Source organism: Halosimplex halophilum (genome assembly GCF_004698125.1).
In the GTDB taxonomy this organism is placed as follows: domain Archaea; phylum Halobacteriota; class Halobacteria; order Halobacteriales; family Haloarculaceae; genus Halosimplex; species Halosimplex halophilum.
The window spans coordinates 274,336-292,755 of record NZ_ML214297.1 but is presented as its reverse complement, the minus strand read 5'-3'; the positions used below and the strand labels follow the sequence as shown (position 1 = coordinate 292,755).

17 protein-coding genes are annotated in these 18,420 nt (G+C 72.3%); 12 read left to right on the top strand and 5 right to left on the bottom strand.

Translation table 11 applies throughout. The features are described from left to right. The first annotated feature begins 18 nt into the window (after positions 1-18). The 8 genes from E3328_RS01595 (at position 19) to E3328_RS01560 (ending at position 8,554) form a co-directional block, all read left to right on the top strand. On the top strand, positions 19-699 hold the full coding sequence (locus tag E3328_RS01595; RefSeq protein WP_135362880.1) for a DUF4129 domain-containing protein: 681 nt from the start codon (positions 19-21) through the stop codon (positions 697-699). Next, positions 696-1,310: a DUF7269 family protein gene (locus E3328_RS01590; protein ID WP_135362879.1), complete on the top strand. Its 615-nt coding sequence runs from the start codon at positions 696-698 to the stop codon at positions 1,308-1,310. The genes E3328_RS01595 and E3328_RS01590 overlap by 4 nt, the downstream gene beginning before the upstream one ends. Further along, entirely contained in the window at positions 1,303-2,673 is a 1,371-nt protein-coding gene (locus E3328_RS01585; RefSeq protein WP_135362878.1) for a DUF58 domain-containing protein, read from the top strand. The genes E3328_RS01590 and E3328_RS01585 overlap by 8 nt, the downstream gene beginning before the upstream one ends. Continuing rightward, positions 2,664-3,164 carry a DUF7519 family protein gene (locus E3328_RS01580; protein ID WP_135362877.1) on the top strand — a complete coding sequence of 167 codons (501 nt, stop codon included), beginning with the start codon at positions 2,664-2,666 and terminating at the stop codon, positions 3,162-3,164. Before E3328_RS01585 ends, E3328_RS01580 begins: the two co-directional genes overlap by 10 nt. 115 nt (positions 3,165-3,279) lie before the next feature. After that, positions 3,280-4,509, top strand: coding sequence for a digeranylgeranylglycerophospholipid reductase (locus E3328_RS01575; RefSeq protein WP_135362876.1), 1,230 nt, complete (start codon positions 3,280-3,282; stop codon positions 4,507-4,509). Positions 4,510-4,630: 121 nt separating this feature from the next. After that, positions 4,631-6,697 (top strand): ICP22 family protein, encoded by a 2,067-nt coding sequence (locus tag E3328_RS01570; protein WP_135362875.1) that lies wholly within the window; start codon positions 4,631-4,633, stop codon positions 6,695-6,697. A 54-nt stretch (positions 6,698-6,751) separates the two neighbouring features. Then, positions 6,752-7,591, top strand: a complete 840-nt coding sequence (locus E3328_RS01565) for an aldo/keto reductase (RefSeq protein ID WP_246022855.1) — start codon at positions 6,752-6,754, stop codon at positions 7,589-7,591. Between the two features lie 216 nt (positions 7,592-7,807). Then, positions 7,808-8,554 (top strand): hypothetical protein, encoded by a 747-nt coding sequence (locus E3328_RS01560; protein WP_135362874.1) that lies wholly within the window; start codon positions 7,808-7,810, stop codon positions 8,552-8,554. A gap of 45 nt (positions 8,555-8,599) precedes the next feature. Here the strand turns inward: E3328_RS01560 and E3328_RS01555 are convergent, their stop codons facing one another. Then, positions 8,600-9,322, bottom strand: a complete 723-nt coding sequence (locus E3328_RS01555) for an acetyl-CoA synthetase (protein WP_135362873.1) — start codon at positions 9,320-9,322, stop codon at positions 8,600-8,602. Positions 9,323-9,455: 133 nt separating this feature from the next. On the opposite strand from E3328_RS01555, the gene thiE reads away from it, so the two are divergent. The 3 genes from thiE (at position 9,456) to E3328_RS01540 (ending at position 12,747) form a co-directional block, all read left to right on the top strand. Further along, entirely contained in the window at positions 9,456-10,097 is a 642-nt protein-coding gene (gene thiE / locus E3328_RS01550; protein ID WP_135362872.1) for a thiamine phosphate synthase, read from the top strand. 99 nt (positions 10,098-10,196) lie between these two features. Further along, positions 10,197-11,549, top strand: a complete 1,353-nt coding sequence (locus E3328_RS01545) for an MFS transporter (RefSeq protein ID WP_135362871.1) — start codon at positions 10,197-10,199, stop codon at positions 11,547-11,549. A gap of 178 nt (positions 11,550-11,727) precedes the next feature. Continuing rightward, a complete protein-coding gene (locus E3328_RS01540) occupies positions 11,728-12,747 on the top strand; it encodes an oxidoreductase (protein WP_135362870.1) in 1,020 nt (339 codons plus the stop codon). A gap of 23 nt (positions 12,748-12,770) precedes the next feature. On the opposite strand, the gene E3328_RS01535 is transcribed toward E3328_RS01540, so the two are convergent. From E3328_RS01535 to E3328_RS01520, 4 genes are all read right to left on the bottom strand, one after another. Further along, positions 12,771-14,234 carry an FAD-dependent oxidoreductase gene (locus E3328_RS01535; RefSeq protein ID WP_135362869.1) on the bottom strand — a complete coding sequence of 488 codons (1,464 nt, stop codon included), beginning with the start codon at positions 14,232-14,234 and terminating at the stop codon, positions 12,771-12,773. A gap of 136 nt (positions 14,235-14,370) precedes the next feature. Then, positions 14,371-15,183, bottom strand: a complete 813-nt coding sequence (locus tag E3328_RS01530; protein WP_135362868.1) for an aldo/keto reductase — start codon at positions 15,181-15,183, stop codon at positions 14,371-14,373. A gap of 102 nt (positions 15,184-15,285) precedes the next feature. Beyond that, positions 15,286-15,591 carry a cupin domain-containing protein gene (locus tag E3328_RS01525; RefSeq protein WP_135362867.1) on the bottom strand — a complete coding sequence of 102 codons (306 nt, stop codon included), beginning with the start codon at positions 15,589-15,591 and terminating at the stop codon, positions 15,286-15,288. Positions 15,592-15,693: 102 nt separating this feature from the next. Further along, positions 15,694-16,344, bottom strand: coding sequence for a TetR/AcrR family transcriptional regulator (locus tag E3328_RS01520; RefSeq protein ID WP_135362866.1), 651 nt, complete (start codon positions 16,342-16,344; stop codon positions 15,694-15,696). A gap of 138 nt (positions 16,345-16,482) precedes the next feature. On the opposite strand from E3328_RS01520, the gene E3328_RS01515 reads away from it, so the two are divergent. After that, on the top strand, positions 16,483-18,411 hold the full coding sequence (locus tag E3328_RS01515) for an ABC transporter ATP-binding protein (RefSeq protein WP_135362865.1): 1,929 nt from the start codon (positions 16,483-16,485) through the stop codon (positions 18,409-18,411). Positions 18,412-18,420 lie beyond the last annotated feature (9 nt).

The following is an 18,420-nucleotide window of genomic DNA, read 5'->3' as shown; positions in this document are numbered from 1 at the left end:
GGCCGAACACTCCCGACCGTGAGACGATCCGCGACCGCCCTGATCGCCCTCCTCGCGCTGGTCGCCCTCGTGACGGCCGCCGGGTCGCTCGGCGGGACCGACCAGCCGACGCTGTACTCCGGGACGACGCCGACCCAGCCGATGCCGACGGGCACCCCGCCCGGCGTCGGCGGCGGCGCGAACGGAACGGACGCGCCCGACTCCCGACGGGTCGTCGAGGAAGAGACGCCGGTTCCGCCCGACGAAAGCGGCGAGGACGGCGGCGTCTCGACGCTCCTAGTCGCCGGGCTCGTCGGCGGGCTGCTCGTCGCCCTCGTCCTCGCCGTCGTGCTGACCGGCGACGACACCCGCGCGCCGCCGCGCGACGAGAGCGGCGACGGCGACGGGGCGACGGGACCGCCGACGCCGACGGTCGACCCCGCCTACGACGCGCCGGGCGACAACGCGGTCGTCCGCGCCTGGCGACGGCTCCGCGACCGGACGGGCGCCGACGAGTCGACCACGCCCGGGGAGACGGCCGCGGCCGCCGTCGACCGCGGCTACCCGGCGGAGGCGGTCGACCGCGTGACCCGCGGCTTCGAGGCGGTCCGCTACGGCCGCCGGCCGCCGACCGACGAACAGGAGCGCCGCGCCAGTCGGCTGGCCGACCGGCTGGACGCCGGCGACGACCGCGACGGGTCCGGGGGTGACGGCGCGTGAGCCGCCGACGAGTCCTGCTGGCGGTCGGGGTCGCGGCCGTCGCCGCGGGGGTCGTCCTGACGCTCCGCCCCGGACTCGTCACGTTCGACTGGGCGACGCTGGTGACGCTCGGGGTCTGGTTCGGGGCGCTCGCCGGCGTCGGCCTCGCGGCCGTCGAGCGGTTCGAGCGCGCCGACGCGCCGGCGGGCGGCCTCCCCCGGGTCGGCGAGCGCCCCGACTACGGCGTGCCCGGCGACGACCTCGCGGCGGCCGTCTCGGCGGTGGGTGCGAGCGAGCGCGACGCGGCCGAGCGCGACCGCATCCGCGAACGCCTGCGCGGCGCCGCCGTCGACGCCCTGGAGCGGTTCGCGGGCGTCGCGCCGGAGGTGGCCGAGCGCCGGGTCGCCGACGGCTCGTGGACCGACGACCCCGAGGCCGCCGCGCTGTTCGCCGGCGACGACGGCTCGATCCACGAGGGCGTCGAGGGCGACTTCGACCGGCGGGCCGAGCGCGCCGCCGCCGTGGTCGCGCGGCTCCGCGACCGGCGTGACGGCGACCGCGGCGACGGCGGCCCGGACGGACGCGGTCGATCCGGAGACGCCGGTCGACCCGGAGGTATCGCCGATGACTGAGGGGGCGGCCGTCGGCACGGGGCTGGACCGCGGCGAGCAGCGCCTCGAACGGACCGGTCGCTGGGCGGGGATCCACGGGCTCGCGCTGGCGGCGACGGCGGTCGCGATCCTCGTCGGGAAGCCAGTCGCCATCCTCGCCGGGCTGGCCGGCGTCGGCTTCGCGGCCTACAGCCGGGCCGCCGAGGCGCCGGAGCCCGAACTCGCCGTCGAACGACACGTCAGCGACACCGACCCCGCGCCGGGCGAGCGGGTCCGCGTCACGCTCACCGTCGAGAACGAGAGCGGGGCGACGCTGCCGGACCTGCGGTTCGCCGACGACGTGCCCCCCGGCCTGGAGGTCGTCGACGGGACCGCCCGGCACACCACCGCGCTCCGGCCGGGCAAGCGCGCCTCGATCGCCTACGAGTTCGAGGCCGTCCGCGGGCGCCACGAGTTCGATAGCCTCACCGTCGTGACCCGCGACTTGAGCGGCGCGAGCCGCCGGGTGGCCCGCGAGGCGACCGGCCGCTCGACGGTCGTGTGTCGGCCGACCTACGAGGACCGGACGGCGCCACTGGGCGAGCTGGCGACGCGGCTGACCGGCAGCCAGCCCGTCTCGGCGACCGGCGAGGGGCAGGCGTTCCACTCGCTGCGGGAGTACCGGACGGGCGACCCGCTCGGGAGCATCGACTGGAACCGCTTCGCCAAGGAGGGGGAACTTGCCACGCGACGGTTCGACCAGCCCCGGACGGTCAAGGTCGTCCTGCTGGTCGACGCGCGGGCCGCGGCGTACGTGACCGCCGGCGACGGCCGCCCGGCCGTCGACGCCTGCGTCCGCGCCGCGGGCGCGCTCGTCGGCGGCCTCGCCGACGCGGACTGTCACCTCGGGCTCGGGGCGCTGTCGCCCCGCGAGTGCTGGCTCCCGCCGGCCTCCGGTCGGACTCATCGCGAGCGGCTGCTCGACGCGCTCACCACCCACGACGCCTTCGGGTGGCGACCGCCGTCGGAGCGTGACGACGGCGCGGACGGCGCCGACGGCTTCGACCGCCTGCTGACACAGCTACCGGGCGACGCGCAGGTCGTCGTCTGCTCGCCGCTGGTCGACGGCCGCCCCGTCGAGGTCGCGCGGGCGCTCGACGCCCGGGGCCACGACGTGACCGTCGCCAGCCCGGACGTGACCGCCGACGACACCGCGTATCGCCGCCTCGCCGCGGCCGAACGACAGATGCGCCTCGACGAGTGTCGCCGGGCCGGAATCGCGGTCGTGGAGTGGACCGATGGCGGCGACCGCGGGGCGCAGCCGCGGAGCGCGACGGACGCGGGTCCCGATGCCGGCGCCGGAACGCGGGTCGCGACCGACGGGGGTGACCGCCGGTGGCGGTGAGCCGCGGGACCGACCGGCGGCGGCCGCGAGCGAGCCACGCGCTGGCGCTCCTCGCCGCCGTCGCGGTCCTGGCCGCGGTCCGCGGGTCGACGATGGCGACGCTTGTCGCCGTCGCTGGCGCCGGCGCCGTCCTCGCCGGACTCCTGCGCCGGTCGGAGTCGTCGGTGGTCTTCGGCGGCGCGGCGCTGTTCGCCGCGACGGTGCTGGCGGCGACCGGGCCCGCCTCTCCTGAAGCGGTCCTGCTGGGCGGGTTCGCCGCGGTGGTCGCGGCGGACCTGGGGACCTTCGGGCTCGGGATCGACCGCGACGCCGGCCCGGCGGTGGCGACGACGCGGGTCGAACTGCTCCACGCCGTCGGGAGCGTCGTCGTCGCGGTCCTCACGGGCGGCGTCGGCTACGTCCTCTTCGAGACGGTCCCCCGCGGCGGCTCGCTCGGCGTCGTCGCGCTGCTGCTGGGCGGCGTCGTGCTGGCCTGGCTGCTGCGGGAGTAGGTGGATCGCGGGGGCAACAGGGCCGCCGTCGAGCCGGTTCGCGGCGGGCGAAAACCCATCACACGGGGTCGTCCCGTTCAGGAACGTTAATTACGCAGACGCCGGACCAACGTCTATGGGCGACCGCTTTGACGTGGTGATCGCGGGTGCCGGACCCGCCGGAGCGCAGTGCGCGCGCGACCTGGCGGCGAGAGACCACGAGGTGCTCGTGCTGGAGACGGAACCCGAGGCCGAGTTCCCGCGTCAGAGCAACAAGTCGACCGCCGGCACGTTCCCCTCGATGATGGCGTCGTTCAACGTCCCCGACGAGGTGGTGATGAACTTCACCGAGACGGTCGTGCTGGAGTCGCCGAACGACCACTTCGTCCGCGACCAGCCCGGCGCCGTCCTGGAGTTCGCCGACTTCAAGCGCTGGCTCGTCGCCGAGGGCCGCGAGAACGGCGCGGAGTACCGCTTCGACTCGCGGGTCTCGAAACCCATCGTCGAGGACGGCGAGCCGGTGGGCGTCCGCTACGACGGGCAGAAGGAGGTCTACGCCGACATCGTGATCGACGCGACGGGGCCGGCGGCGCCGCTGGCGAAGGAGCTGGGCGTCACCGACCTCCGGCGCGACCGCCAGGCCATCGGCGTCGAGTACGAGTTCGAGGGCGTCGAGGCCGACCACCCCGAGTTCGCCGACTGCACCGACGCGATGATGCTCCGGCTGGACCACGACCTGGCACCGGGGGGCTACTCCTGGCTGTTCCACACCGGCGGGGACACGGCGAAGGTCGGGCTCTGCTACATCCAGAACGACAGCCACCGCGAGTACGCCAAGGAGGGGATGGGCATCGACGACTACCTGGAGTACTGGCTGGAGAGCGACCCCCGCTTCGAGAACGCGACGCGGCTGGAGGGCAAGCAACACCGCGGGTCGGCCCACATCCAGAAGCCGGGGCAGATGACCACCGACAGCTTCATCGCCATCGGCGACACCGTCCCGACCATCGACCCGCTGTGGGGCGAGGGCATCCACAAGGGGATGCTCTCGGCGCGGGCGGCGGCGGCGACGGCCGACCGGGCGCTGACCGGGACGGTCGACACCGCCGCCGAGGAGATGGCCATCTACAACAGGCTCTGGCACAGCGACGTGGCGCCGAAGATGAACACGCGCCTGCTGATGACCGAGCTGCTGTATCTGGCGCCCAACGAGCGCTACGACCGGCTGATGGCCGACCTGCGGGAGGCCGACGGGGACACGCTCGCGAAGGTCAACAGCGGGAACCGCCTGGCGATGCGGAACCTGATCCACCTCGACGACATCCCGCTGCTCGCGCGGTTCGCCCGCGAGCGGCTGGGGAGCTGACCCGACCCCGGTCCCGTGACGGCGGCGGTCGCGGCGAGGTGACGGCGGCGCCCGCCCGTGGTTCACGAGAGTCCCTCGAAAAGCCGACAGGATTTTACCGCTCCCGGTCGCGTCGTCGGGCATGGAACGGGAACCGAGCAGGCGACGATTCGTCAAGGGGTGCTGTCTCGTCGGCGCGGGGGCGCTGGCCGCGAGCGGCTCGGCCGGCGGCGCGGCCGCGGAGTCGAACCGTCGGCAGGAAGTGCCGCCGACCCGCTGGGACCGGACCTACGACAGGGGGGCGCCCGCGGAGGCGAACGCCGTCGTGCCGGCGGGCGACGGCGGGTTCGTCGTCGCGGGGACGACCGAGCCTTCTGAGGGCGAGGCCGCCGAGGCGATCTGGCTCGCCAGGCTGACCGCCGGCGGCCGGATCGACTGGGAGACGACCGTCGCCGAACGCGCCGTCACGAGGGGGTTCGACGTGGCGCCCGTCGGCGACGGGTACGTCGTCGCCGGCCACACCCACGAGGAGGGGTCGAGCCAGCAGGGTGCATTCGCCGTCGGCGTCGACGGCGAGGGGACCGAGCAGTGGCGACGGGTGTTCAACGTCAGGTCGGAGCGGACCGACACGGTGCGAGGCGTCACGGTCGACGAACAGGGTCGGTTCGTCTTCGCGGGGTGGACCGACCGGTTCGACGACGCGTGGGTCGTCCGGATGAACCCCGACCAGTCGATCGACTGGTCCGAGACCATCGGGCCCGGCAGCCGCAACCAGCTCCACGGGGTCGTCGCCGCCGAGGAGGGCGGCTACGTCGCGGTCGGCGAGACCGACGACACGGCGGACGACACCGCGGGGTGGATCGTCAAGCTCAACGACGGGGGGAGCCAGGTGTTCTCCCAGCGGTTCAAGAAGCAGTCCGACGACGCGATCAACTCCTACGACGACTACAACGTCCTCTACGACGTGGCGGAGACGCGCAACGGGTTCGTCGCCGTCGGCGCCAACGCCTTCGACCCGCAGACCAACGACCGGCAGGGCTGGGCGCTGGAGGTCAACGCCGACGGCGGCAAGCGGTGGGGGACCCGCATCGAGTCCGACGCCTACACCGTGTTGCGGAGCGTCACCGGCGGCTACCTGGAGTACTACGTCGCCGGCGAGACGGCCACGAACGGCGACGGCGTCGACGCCCGGGGCTTCGCCGCCAACCTCGGCATCGACGGCGAGACCAGGTGGACCAGCACCTACGGGTCGGGCTCCAGCGAGTTCTCCGCGTTCCACCTCACCGACGACGAGGGGATGGTCTGCGTCGGGAGCACGGCCGACTCGGCCGGCGGACCCGCCGCCGGCTGGGGCGTGAAGGTCGGCGGCGCGGCGGTCGCCACGGCGACGCCCTCGCCGACGCCCAGCCCGACGCCCTCGCCGACGCCGACCCCGACCGACGACTCGACGCCGACGTTCACCCCGACGCCGACCGACGAACCCGGTACCGACGCGGGGGGCGGCGCCACGGCGACCGCCACACCGACGGCGACGCCGTCGGGAGACCCGGGTACGGCGACCGGAGACGACGGCGACGGCGGGACCGCGACGACGGCCGGCGACGGCGGTGGCGGCGGGCTCTCGCCGGCGGTCATCGGCGTCGGCGCGGCCATCCTCGCGATCGGGAGCGCCGGCGTGCTCTACAACCGGTTCCTCGCCGGCGACGACGAGGGCGCCGGCGGCGACGCGGACGCTTCGTCCCACGACAGCGGCGGTGACGGCGACGACGGGGACGGCGGCGGGAGCGGCGTCGAAACGACCGAGCCCGACACCGAAGGGACCGAGGAGGTCCAGACCGCCCAGACCGTCGTCGAGAGCCCCGGCGGCGAGCCGACGGAAGTCGCCGACGACGCGGCGGACACCGGGACCGACGACACCGGGGCCGGCGAGACGACGGACGACGGATCGGAGGCCGACGAAACCGCCGAATCCGGAGCAGCCGAATCCGAGACCGGCGGTGGGACTGCCGCCGAAGCGACCGGCGAGTCCGGGGGTAGCGACGCGACCGAGGAGTCCGATGGTGCCGACGCGACCGAGCAGTCCGGGGGTAGCGACGCGACCGAGGAGTCCGATGGTGCCGACGCGACCGAGGAGTCCGATGGTGCCGACGCGACCGAGGAGTCCGGGGCGGACGACGCGGACGGCGACGCGACCGACGACGAGGAGTAGAGCGCGCGTTCCGGAGTCGCAACCCCTATTGGTCGTTCGTCCCGAGGATCGGGTATGTCTCAGGGAAACCAGTCTCCGGCGAGCGTCTCGCGCGTCGACGGGATGCCGACCTTCGGGCTCGGGACGTGGCAAAACGAGAACCCCGAGCAGTGCGCCGAGAGCGTCCGCACGGCGCTGGAGATGGGGTATCGTCACGTCGACACCGCCCAGGTCTACGGTAACGAGTCGGCCGTCGGCGACGGCATCGCCGCGGCGGACGTGCCCCGCGAGGAGGTCTTCCTCGCGACGAAGGTGTGGATCGACCACCTCGACCGCGACGGCGTGGTCGAGACCACGGAGGAGAGCCTCGACAAACTCGGCGTCGACAGCGTCGACCTGCTGTACGTCCACTGGCCCTCGCGCACCTACGACGCCGGGGAGACCCTGCCCGCCTTCGAGGAGCTGAAATCGCGCGGGCTGGTCGACCGCATCGGCGTCTCGAACTTCGAGCCCCACCACCTCGACGAGGCCCGCGAGGTGCTCGACGAGCCGCCGTTCGCCAACCAGGTGGAGTGTCACCCGCTGCTCCCCCAGGAAGAGCTCCGCGAGTACGTGGCGGGGACGGACATCGAACTCGTCGGGTACTCGCCGCTGGCCCGCGGCGCCGTCTTCGACGTGCCCGAACTGTCGGAGGTCGCGGAGAAACACGGCGTCAGCGAGGCGCAGGTGTCGCTCGCCTGGCTCCGCGAGAAGGGCGTGACGGCCATCCCGAAGGCCACCAGCGAGGCCCACATCCGCGACAACTGGGAGAGCCTCGGCCTCGAACTGGACGAGGAGGACGTGGCGACCATCGACGCCATCGACCGGACCGACCGGCAGGTCCACACCAGCTTCGCCCCCGACGCCTGGGACTGAGCGGGAGGTCTTTCGGGCCCGTTCCGTCGCCCGGGCAACCGACCGGCCCGCCGTTTCGGCCCGCTGAGGGCCCCCGCTGTCCCGGGCTGGTGCCGGGCTGCACCCGGTCCTCGGAACCGCCGATCCTGTCGTCGAGAGGACCTGTCGACGGTGAAACAGCGACGGCCGTCGGCGGGCAACAGAAGAGGTATACAGGGCGCTGCCAAAGTCGGGAACATGTCAGTCGGGAACCGGCAGGGGGTCGTCGAAGCGGTCCGCTTCGACCTGAACAAGTTCCACGAGACCTGGATGGAGTTGCTCTACCCACGCCAGCGCGGTGCGGGCGACACCGTGCTGGGGAAGTGGCAACCGGAGACCACCCGGGAGAAAGTGACCTACAACGCGTGGGCGGCGCTGGGGGCGCTCGTCGTCGCGGTGCTGTACCCGCTGGCCCTGTTCGGCGTCGTCGTCCGCTTCCACGCCCGGAAGGTCGACGTGTCCGTGGAGAAACTCGGCGCGGTCGGCGTCATTCTCCTCGCGGTCCTCGTGTGGGGCGGGCTCTCGGCGCTGGTGGAGTTCCGGCTGGACTACTCGAACCAGGCGGCCAACGCCATCATCGCCGCCAGCGTCGTCGCCGTCGTCTCGGCGGCGCTGGCCGTGTTCTTCCGGGCGGTCGGCGGCCGGGTCACCACGGTCGTCTTCGCGTACCCGTTCGGGATGACGGCCATCTTCCTGCCGCCGGTCGTCGCCGCGCTCGTCTCCGAGGACGTGGCCCAGTTCAGCATCGTCTACGCCGACCAGATCGCCGAGTTCGTCCGCCAGTCGGTCCTCGAACCGGTCGGCCTCCGCGACTACGTCGTCGAGAAGTTCGACATGACCGAGTTCGCCTACGTCCTCATCTGGATCGGCATCTCCGTCCCGCTCGGGTGGCTGCTCGGCACGACCGTCGCGCTCGCCGACTTCATCCGGCCGAAAGGAGAGTAGGAACCCTCATATCCGCGTTTTTCCGGTGTTTTTCACCGAGAGTATCTACAGCACGTCGGCGGGGTCGACGACGGCGGGTTCCGGGGCGTTCTCCGCTGCGTCGCCGCTCGCGACGGCGACGGTCCCGGTCGACTCGCGGTCGACGAGCACCGTCGCGCCCGCGGCGACCGGCGCGAGCACGCCCGCGACGACGGTTCCGGGGTCGGCCAGCGGCGCCCGGACCGCGACCTCGTCGTCGGCGGCGAGGCCGTACTCGTCGACGATCCCCTCCGAAGCCGACAGGAGCCGCTCGTGGGTGAACTCGCGGTCGCCGGCGGCGAGGGCCGTGTCGGCCGGGTCGACGCGGTCCGGGGGCGCGGTCGGGTTCTCGCTCCACATCTCCGCCTCGAAGTGGGCGAACTCGGGGTCGTCCGGTACGTCGCCGTAGACGAACGTCTTGGTGCCGGGGTCGGGGTCGTAGGCGTCGGCGCGAGCGGCGGGGACGACCAGCGCCTTCGCCGAGGGCGACTCGCCGGGGTCGAAGCGGGTCGTCGCGCCGAGGAGGCCCGCACCGAGGAGGGCCAGCAGCGGGGGCGGCGTGAGCGAGTCGCCGGGGTCGACGGCGACGGTCGCGCCGCCGCGGACCCCGTAGTGGCGCAGGATGTTGCCCGTCTTCCAGGCGTTCGTGCAGCACTTCTCGTAGCTGTACGAGCCGGCGCGGCTGTCGGTCCGGACCGCGAGGTCGTCGCTCCGCCGGTCGCGCGCGACCAGGTCCCCGATCACGTCCATGGCGGCGCTTCGGCCGGAACCGGCAAAAGGAGTCCGACACCGGCCGACGATGGGGACGAACGTCTTCGGTGTGGGGCCCCGGTCGGATATCTGATCCGAAAGCAACAGGTTCGTGGACACGAACGCTCGGGCAATGACCGACTGGGGCGTGTATCTCGTCACGCAGGAGAGTCTCTCGGGGAACCGAACGACGCGCGCGGTCGTCGAGGCGGCTATCGCCGGCGGCGTCGACGTGGTGCAACTGCGCGAGAAGGACCGGAGCGCCCGCGAGCGCTACCACGAGGGCCGCAAGCTCCGGGAGCTCACCCGCGAGGCCGGGGTGACGTTCGTCGTCAACGACCGGGTGGACCTCGCCGCGGCGGTCGACGCCGACGGGGTCCACCTCGGCGACGACGACCTGCCCGTCGAGGTGGCCCGCGAGCGACTGGGGGACGACGCCCTGATCGGTCGGTCGGTGTCGTTCGTCGAGGACGCCCGCCGCGCCGAGAAGGCCGGCGCGGACTACCTCGGCGTCGGCGCCGTCTACGCCACCGGCTCGAAGGACGACATCGACGACGACGAGCACGAGATCGGCCCCGAGCGCGTCGGCGAGATCGCCGCCGCCGTCGACATCCCGGTGGTCGGGATCGGCGGGATCACGTCGGACAACGCCGCGCCGGTCGTCGAGGCGGGCGCCGACGGTGTCGCGGTCATCACGGCGATCACCCGCGCCGACGACCCCGAGGCCGCGACCCGCGATCTGGCCGAGACAGTCGCCGACGCCCGCGAGGACTGACGGGCCGGGTCGGGAACTGACGGCGTCGGGTGCCGGGGACCGACGGAACCTGTCGGGGGCGACCCTAGCTATTCCCGCTCGCGGGCCGAACGGGCCGGCGTGCAGGACCCTCGCGCGGTCGGGGCGTCGGTCGCCGGGCGGCGGCGGGCGCTGGTCGCCGTCCTCGCCGTCGTCTTCGTCGACCTGCTCGGGTTCGGGATCGTCGTCCCGATCCTCCCCTTCTACGTGCGCGACCTGGGCGGGACGGACGTGGTGTACGGCCTGCTCGCGGCCTCCTACTCGCTGATGCAGTTCGTCTCCGCGCCGCTGCTGGGACAGCTCTCGGACGCCCGCGGCCGGCGGCCGATACTCATGCTCTCGCTGCTGGCCAACACCGTCGCCTGGACCGTCTTCGGCCTGGGCGGCGAGGTCGAAGTGGTCGCGGGCACGACCGCGGCGCTGGCGACGCTCTTTCTCGCGCGGATGCTCGCCGGCGCGATGGGCGGCAACATCGCCACCGCCCAGGCGTACATCACGGACGTGACCCCGGCCGACCGTCGGGCGGGCGCGCTCGGGCTGGTCGGCGCCGCCTTCGGCCTGGGGTTCGTCTTCGGGCCCGCGCTCGGATCGGTGCTGGCGAGCGACGGCGTCGTCGCCGGTGCGGCGAGCGTGTTCCCGGCGTTCGTCCCGGCGACGCGGTTCTCGCTGCCGAGCTTCGGCGCGGCCGTCCTGAGCTTCCTCGCCTTCCTCGGGACGTGGGCGTTCCTGCCCGAACCCGAGCGCCAGGCACGGACGGCCGGTCCGCCGCGGATCGTCGGCCAGTTCGTCGAGGCCGCCCGCGACGCCACGCTCCGGCCGCTCGTCGGCGCCTTCCTCGTCGCCTCGGTCGCCTTCTCCGGGATCCAGGTGGCGTTCATCCCCTACGTCGCGGACGTGTACGGCTACGACGCCTCCCAGGCGGGACTGCTGCTGACCTACGTCGGCGCGCTCGCGGTGGTCAACCAGGGCGTCGTCGTCGGCCGGCTCTCCCGGGTCGTCCCCGCCCGACGGCTCGCCGTCGCCGGCGCCGCGCTGCTGGTCGTCGCGCTCGCCGCGTTCCCTTTCTCCCCCGAGATCGGCCGGGCGCTGCTCGGCCAGCGGGCGATATTCGGATTCGGGCCGCGGGTGGTCGCGCTGCTGGGCGCGCTGACGCTGCTGTCGCTCGGCAACAGCCTGCTGAACGTCTCGCTGACGACGCTGGTGTCGCTGGCGACGAGCGCCGACCGGCAGGGCGGGGCCTTCGGCGTCACGCAGGGGGCGGGCAGCCTCGGGCGGACGGTCGGCCCGCCGGTCATGACGGCGCTGTACGCCCTCGTCGTCTACTGGTCGCCGTTCGTCTTCGGCGCGGCCCTCACGGTCGGCATCGTCGCCCTGCTGACGACCGTCCGGGTCGTCGGTGACCCGGCCGAGACGCCCGCCGAGCGCACCGACTGACGACGGACTGCCGAACGGGTGGCGTCGCCGCCGCCTGCTTCGGCCCACCTGATACGGTCGGTTGTAAATTATTTCCGGGGTTCGCCGGACCGCTCGGCGAACCACCGGCAAACAGTTACAACCGAACGTACGACTCGTTTGGCGCCGGGCTTGAGTAGGCGGCGCCCGAACGTCGAGTATGAGCAACTGGACCGCCGCCGACGTGCCGGACCTGTCGGGACAGACGTTCGTCGTCACCGGGGCCAACAGCGGCCTGGGCTACGAGGCGACGCGCGTCTTCGCCCGGAAGGGCGCGACCGTGGTGATGGCCTGCCGCAGCGTCGACCGCGGCGAGCGGGCGGCCGCCGAGATCCGCGAGGCGGAACGGCTCGACGGCGACCCCCTCGACGTGCGCGAGTGCGACCTGGCCGACCTCGACTCGGTGGCGTCGTTCGCCGAGGGCTTCCTGGCCGATTACGACGCGTTGCACGTCCTCTGCAACAACGCCGGCGTGATGGCGATCCCGCGCTCGGAGACGGCCGACGGCTTCGAGACACAGTTCGGCGTCAACCACCTCGGCCACTTCGCGCTGACGGGCCGCCTCCTCGACAGGGTCGTCGCCACGCCGGGCGAGACGCGGGTCGTCACCCACTCCAGCGGTGCCCACCAGGGCGGGGAGATCGACTTCGCGGACATCAACCACGAGGAGTCGTACGGCAAGTGGGAGGCCTACGGCCAGTCGAAGCTGGCGAACCTCCTGTTCGCCTACGAACTCCAGCGCCGCCTCTCCGCCGCGGGCGTCGAGGACACGATCTCGGCGGCCTGCCACCCCGGCTACGCCGACACCTCGCTGCAGGCGCGCGGCCCGAAGGAGGAGGGGTCGACGGTGAAGCTGTACGCGATGCGGGCGATGAACGCGGTTCTCGGCCAGTCCGCCGAGATGGGGGCGCTCCCGCTAATCTTCGCCGCGACGGAACCGGGCGTCGACGGCGGGGCCTACGTCGGCCCCGGCGGGCTGTTCGACATGCGCGGCCACCCCGAGCCCCAGCGCTCCAGCGACCGCTCGTACGACACCGACCGCGCCGAACGGCTCTGGGCCCTCTCCGAGGAGATGACCGGCGTCACCTACGACTTCGACGCGATCGCCGAGGCGGCAAAACCGGGTGCGGACGCCGCCCCGGGCGACGCGAGCGACGAGGCCGCGAGCGGCGCGGACTGACGGGAGGAACGGGTTTCCTCCCCTCAGTCGTCGCCCTCGTCGAGCGACCCGTTCAGTACCTTCGCCGCCGTCAGCACGGGGTCCCAGACGGGGGAGAACGGGGGCGCGTAGCCCAGGTCGAGGGTCTCGACCTCCGGGACCGTGAGGTCGGCCTCTAGCGCGGTCGCGATGGTGTCGATCCGGACGGCCGCGCGGTCGGTGCCAACGATGGTACCGCCGAGCAGCCGCCCCGTCTCGCGGTCGGCCGTCAGCGTCACGACCGTCTCGGCCGCGCCGGGGTAGTAACTCGACCGCGACAGGTCGGTGATCGTCTCGCTGACGGGGTCGAAGCCGGCCTCCTCGGCCCGCTCGTGGTCGACGATCCCCGTCCGGCCGCACTCCTGGTCGAAGGCCTTGACGACGGCCGTCCCGGCGACGTCGCCGGTCGGTTTCGGGTCGCCGGCCGGCTTCGGGTCGCCGGCGACGGTCCCCCCGATCGCGCGACCCGCGCGGTTGGCCGTCAGCCCGAGCGGCACCCAGTCGAACTCCCCGGTGACGGCGTGGCGCGCCTCCGCGCAGTCGCCGGCGGCGTAGACGCCCTCGACGGCCGTGCGCCCGTAATCGTCGACGGCGATCGCGCCCGAGTCGCCGAGTTCGACCGCCGTGTCGGCGACGAGGCCGACGTTCGGCCGGATCCCCACGCCCACGAGTGCCAGGTCGATATCGAGGGCGGTGCCGCCGGCGCACTCGAGGCGCTCGACGCGCCCGTCGCCCGCCAGCCGTTCGACGGTCTCGCCGAGGTGGAGCGTGACGCCGCGGTCGCGCAGTTCGGCCTCGACGCGCTCGGCGACGGCCTCGCCGAAGGGGTCGAGGAGGTGCTCGCTCCGCTGGAAGACGTGTACGTCGAGGTCGCGGGCGGCGAACGCCTCGGCCATCTCGACGCCGACGTAGCCGCCGCCGACGACGGCGACGGTCTCCGGCGGCTCCCAGTCGGCGTACGGCGCGATCACCGACGGGTCGAGGAAGTCGCCGCCGCCCAGCGACTCGACGGTCGCCTCGCCCGCGGGTTCGAGCGCAGCGCGGATCGCCGCCGCGTCGTCCATGCCGTGCAGCGAGCAGACGCCGGCCAGGCCGGTGCCGTCGACCGGGTCGGTCAGCGCGCTGGCGCCGGTGGCGACCAGCAGGTCGCCGTAGGGCTGTTCCCGGCGGCCCCCGTCAGGACCGCGGACGGTCACGGTCCGCTCGTCGGTGTCGATCCCAGTCACCTCGTGCTCGCGGTGGAGGTCGATCCCCCGCTCGTCGATGTCCTCGGGCGACAGCGACAGCAGGTCGGTCAGGTCTTCGACCTCGCCTTTCACGTAGTAGGGCGTCCCGCAGTGGGCGTAGGAGACCCACGGCCCCCGCTCGAAGACGACCACCTCGCGGTCGGGATCCTCCCGTTTGCACTTGCTCGCGGCGCTCAGTCCGGCGGCGTCGCCGCCGACCACGACGAACGGCTCGGCTGTCATGGCTCCGAGATGGGGCCGCCCCGACGTAGTGGTTCGGGCCGTCTGGCCGTGTCGCGCACGACCGCCCGAGAGGGGCGGAGCCGCAACTGCCACGGCCGGTCGTCGACGCGGCCGCCGAGGAATGGACGACCCGCGCTCACCAGTTCCAGGGCCCGTGGTCGGGGTCGATCTCCCGGTGGCGCTCGTCGATCGAGTCGATCAGATCGATATCTTCCTCGTCCAGTTCGAGGTCCCCTGCGGCGAGGTTCTGTGCCATGTGCTCGCGGCTGCTGGCCTTCGGGATGGCGGCGACGTTGTCGTGGGAGAGCACCCACGCGAGGCTGACCTGCGCCGGCGTCGCGTCGTGTTTCTCGGCGACCTGCTCTATCTCCGGCACGTCCAGCGCCGCGCCCTTCCCCAGCGGCGAGTACGCCACCAGCCAGTAGTCGTGCTCCTGGGCGTGCTCGACGAGTTCCCGCTGGGGGAGCAGCGGGTGCATCTCGACCTGGTGGGCGAAGAGTGGGGCGTCCAGCACCGCGCGGGCCTCGTCCAGGAGCTCGGGCGTGAAGTTCGACAGCCCGACGTTCCGCGCCTTCCCGGCCTCGTAGGCGGCGTCGAACGCCGGCAGGACTTCCTCGTGGTCGTAGACGCCCGACGGCCAGTGGACGTACAGCAGGTCGACGTAGTCGACGCCGAGCCGGTCGAGGCAGCCGTCGATCGCCTCGGGGACCTGTTCGGGTTCGGGCGGCACGTCGTGGTGGACCGTCTTCGTCGAGAGCCACACGTCGTCGCGGGCCACGTCGCTGTCGGCGAGTCCCTGGCCGACGTACTCCTCGTTCTCGTAGACCTGTGCGGTGTCGACGTGGCGAAAGCCCACGTCGAGGGCGGTCCGGACGTTCTCGCGCCACTGCTCGCGGTCGTCGTCGGAGTAGGTTCCCAGTCCGAGCCGGGGGAGGTCGTCGACTGGCATGGTCCGGGTTTGCGGCCGTCGCCGTTTGACCCTGCCGGTCGCGGAACCCAGGAGTCGACCGGCAGGCCGGTCGGCGCAGCGCGATCGCCGAGATCGTCCGGCTCAGTAGATCGGGGGCACGTAGAGGTTCAGCGTCTCCAGGGGCTCGTCGCCGTCGTTCTCGATCTCGTGGGTCTCGCCGGCCTCGATGACGAGCAGGTCACCGGCCTCGAAGCGCACGTTTTCGCCGTCGACGGTGGCGCGGCCGGACCCCGAGACGACGTAGAGCCACTGGTCGCTGTCGGGGTGGCGGTTGTCGGGGCCGCCGGTCGACTGGCCGGGCGAGAGCGTCATCTGGGCGGCCTGGGCGTCCTCGGTGGTCTCGCGCACGTCGAAGAACCCCTCGAAGTCGAGGCTGGCGCGTCTCATGGTCGGGAACTCGGCCCGCGGGGTCCTGACGGTTTCGACGGCGAGTCGGGGGCCGGTGGACGGTGGGACCGAGGACGGAGCTGTCGCCGGTCCGGTAGCGGATCAGTCGCGGCGGCTGAAGTCGCCGCCGGCGTACGCCGAGACGCTCCGGCCGTCGGCGATCAGCTGGTCGACGGCGAACTCGGCGACCGCGTCGCGCATCCGGAGCGTGGCGGTCTCGTCGCCCATCGTCACCTGGAACATCCGGGCGCCGGCCATCGAGGTGTAGATGCTCTGGCCGACCCACTCGGGGTCGACGGCCTCGCGGAACACGTCCGCCTCGACGCCGTCCTCGATGATCCCGGCGACGACCGCCGCGTTCTCGCGGTAGTGGGCGTCGAGCTTCTCGCGGAACTCCTCGTTGTGGGCGGCCTGGACGCGCAACTGGAGGATCGCGAGCGCGAACGTCTCCCGCTGCTCCTCGCCGGGTTCGATGACGAACTTGTCGATGAACTCCTCGAGGCGCGCGAGCGGCTCCTCGGTGTCGGACTCGGCCAGCCGGTTGCCGATCCAGCCGATGACGCGGTCGAGGAAGACCAACATTAGCTCCTCTTTGGTGTCGTAGTGGTAGTGCAGCAGCGACCGGCTCTTGTCGAACTCGTCGGCGATGTCCTGCATCGTGAGGTGGGCGTAGCCGTGCTTGCACAGCGCGTGGTAGGTCGCACCCATGATCGCGTCGTGCGTGTCACCCTGAACGTCCACCTCCGAAGCCATACCCACGTGTTACCGGCCGCGGGCAAAAATCTTCCGCGCCGCTGGAAGGTCCGAACGCGAGGGGACGGGACGGAGCGGACGACCCTCGCGACTAACACGAGAGTTAGTTATTTAAGGAGGCAGTCGCTATGCGGTGCTATGTCATGGGGTTTCTCCGGCGGGAACGACGACGCCGACGCGTTCGAGGACCTCCGTGAGTCGGCCGAGCGGCCGATGTGGCGGATATTCACGGAGTACGGGCGCGGCTACAAGGGCGAGTTCGCGCTCGGGGCGGTGGCGAGTATCGTCGCTCGGTTCTTCGAGCTGATCCCGGCGCTGATACTCGGGATCGCCATCGACTCGCTGTTCGCGGGCACCCAGCCGTTCCGGCTGCCGCTGGTCCCCCAGTCGGCCATCCCCGAGGGGACGGAGGGGCAGTTCTGGTTCGCCGTCGGGCTCGTGGCGGGCATCTACGTGCTGACGGCGACGCTGAACTGGGTCAACTCCTGGGCGTGGAACCGCTTCGCCCAGCACCTCCAGCACGAGGTGCGCGTCGACACCTACGACGTGGTCCAGCGGCTGGACATGAGCTTCTTCGACTCCAAGCAGACCGGGGAGATCATGTCCATCCTCAACAACGACGTGAACCAGCTCGAAAGTTTCCTCACGAACGACCTCAACGCCGGCATCCGCATCGGCGTCCTCGTCGTCGGCACCGGCGCGCTGATGGTGTGGCTCAACGCCCAGCTGGCCGTCGTCGCCCTCCTCTCCATCCCGGTCCTCGCCGTCGCGAGTTACGTGTTCGTCCAGCGGATCGGCCCGAAGTACGGCCGCGTCCGTAGCTCGGTGGGCGCGCTGAACTCCCGGCTGGAGAACAACATCGGCGGCATCGAGGTCGTCAAGTCCTACGGCCGCGAGGGCTTCGAACGGGACCGCGTCGAGTCCGCCTCCGAGGACTACCTCGACGCCAACTGGGACGCCATCTCGACGCGGATCAAGTTCTTCCCCTCGCTGCGGATCATCACCGGCTTCGGCTACGTCGTCACCTTCCTCGTCGGCGGCTACTGGCTCCTCTTCGGCGCGCCCGGCCCGTTCTCGGGGACGCTCCAGCTCGGGACCCTGACGACGATGCTTTTGTGGTCCCGTCGGTTCCTCTGGCCGATGCGGCAGTTCGGCAACGTCGTCAACAACTACCGCTACGCGTTCGCCGCGGCCGAGCGCGTCGTCGGCCTGATGAACGACCCCGGGACGATCCACGAGGACGACGACGCTATCGACCTGGACGGCGTCGACGGGCTGGTCGAGTACGAGGACGTGCGTTTCCGCTACCCTGAGGCCGACGAGAACTCCGTCGAGGACGTGACCTTCACGGCCGAGCCCGGCGACTTCGTCGGCCTGGTCGGACCCACGGGCGCGGGCAAGACCACCCTCCTGAAGCTGCTGATGCGGCTGTACGACCCCCACGAGGGGACCATCCGGATCGACGGGACGGACGTGCGGGAGCTGTCGCTGTCCAGCCTGCGGAGCCACGTCGGCTACGTCAGCCAGGAGCCCTATCTCTTCCACGGCACCATCGAGGAGAACGTCGCCTACGGGCTGGAGGCGAGCGACGACGAGATCATCGAAGCGCTGGGGATGGCCGGCGCGATGGAGTTCGTCTCCGACCTCCCCGACGGCATCGAGACGACCGTCGGCGAGCGCGGGGTGAAACTCTCCGGCGGTCAGCGCCAGCGCATCGCCATCGCGCGGGCGATCCTCGAAGACCCGGAGATCCTCGTCCTCGACGAGGCGACCAGCCACGTCGACAACGAGACGGAGGTGCTGATCCAGCAGTCGCTGGAGTCGTTGACGGCCGAGCGGACGACCTTCGCCATCGCCCACCGGCTGTCGACGGTCCGGGACGCCGACCAGATCCTCGTCATGGACGACGGGAAGGTCGTCGAGCAGGGGTCCCACGAGGACCTGCTGGAGGCCGACGGGCTGTACGCGAACCTCTGGAGCGTCCAGGTCGGCGAGGTCGACGCGCTCCCCGAGGAGTTCGTCGAGCGCACCGCCGAGCGCGAGCGCGCCAGCCTCGACGACGACTGAGGCCGGGTC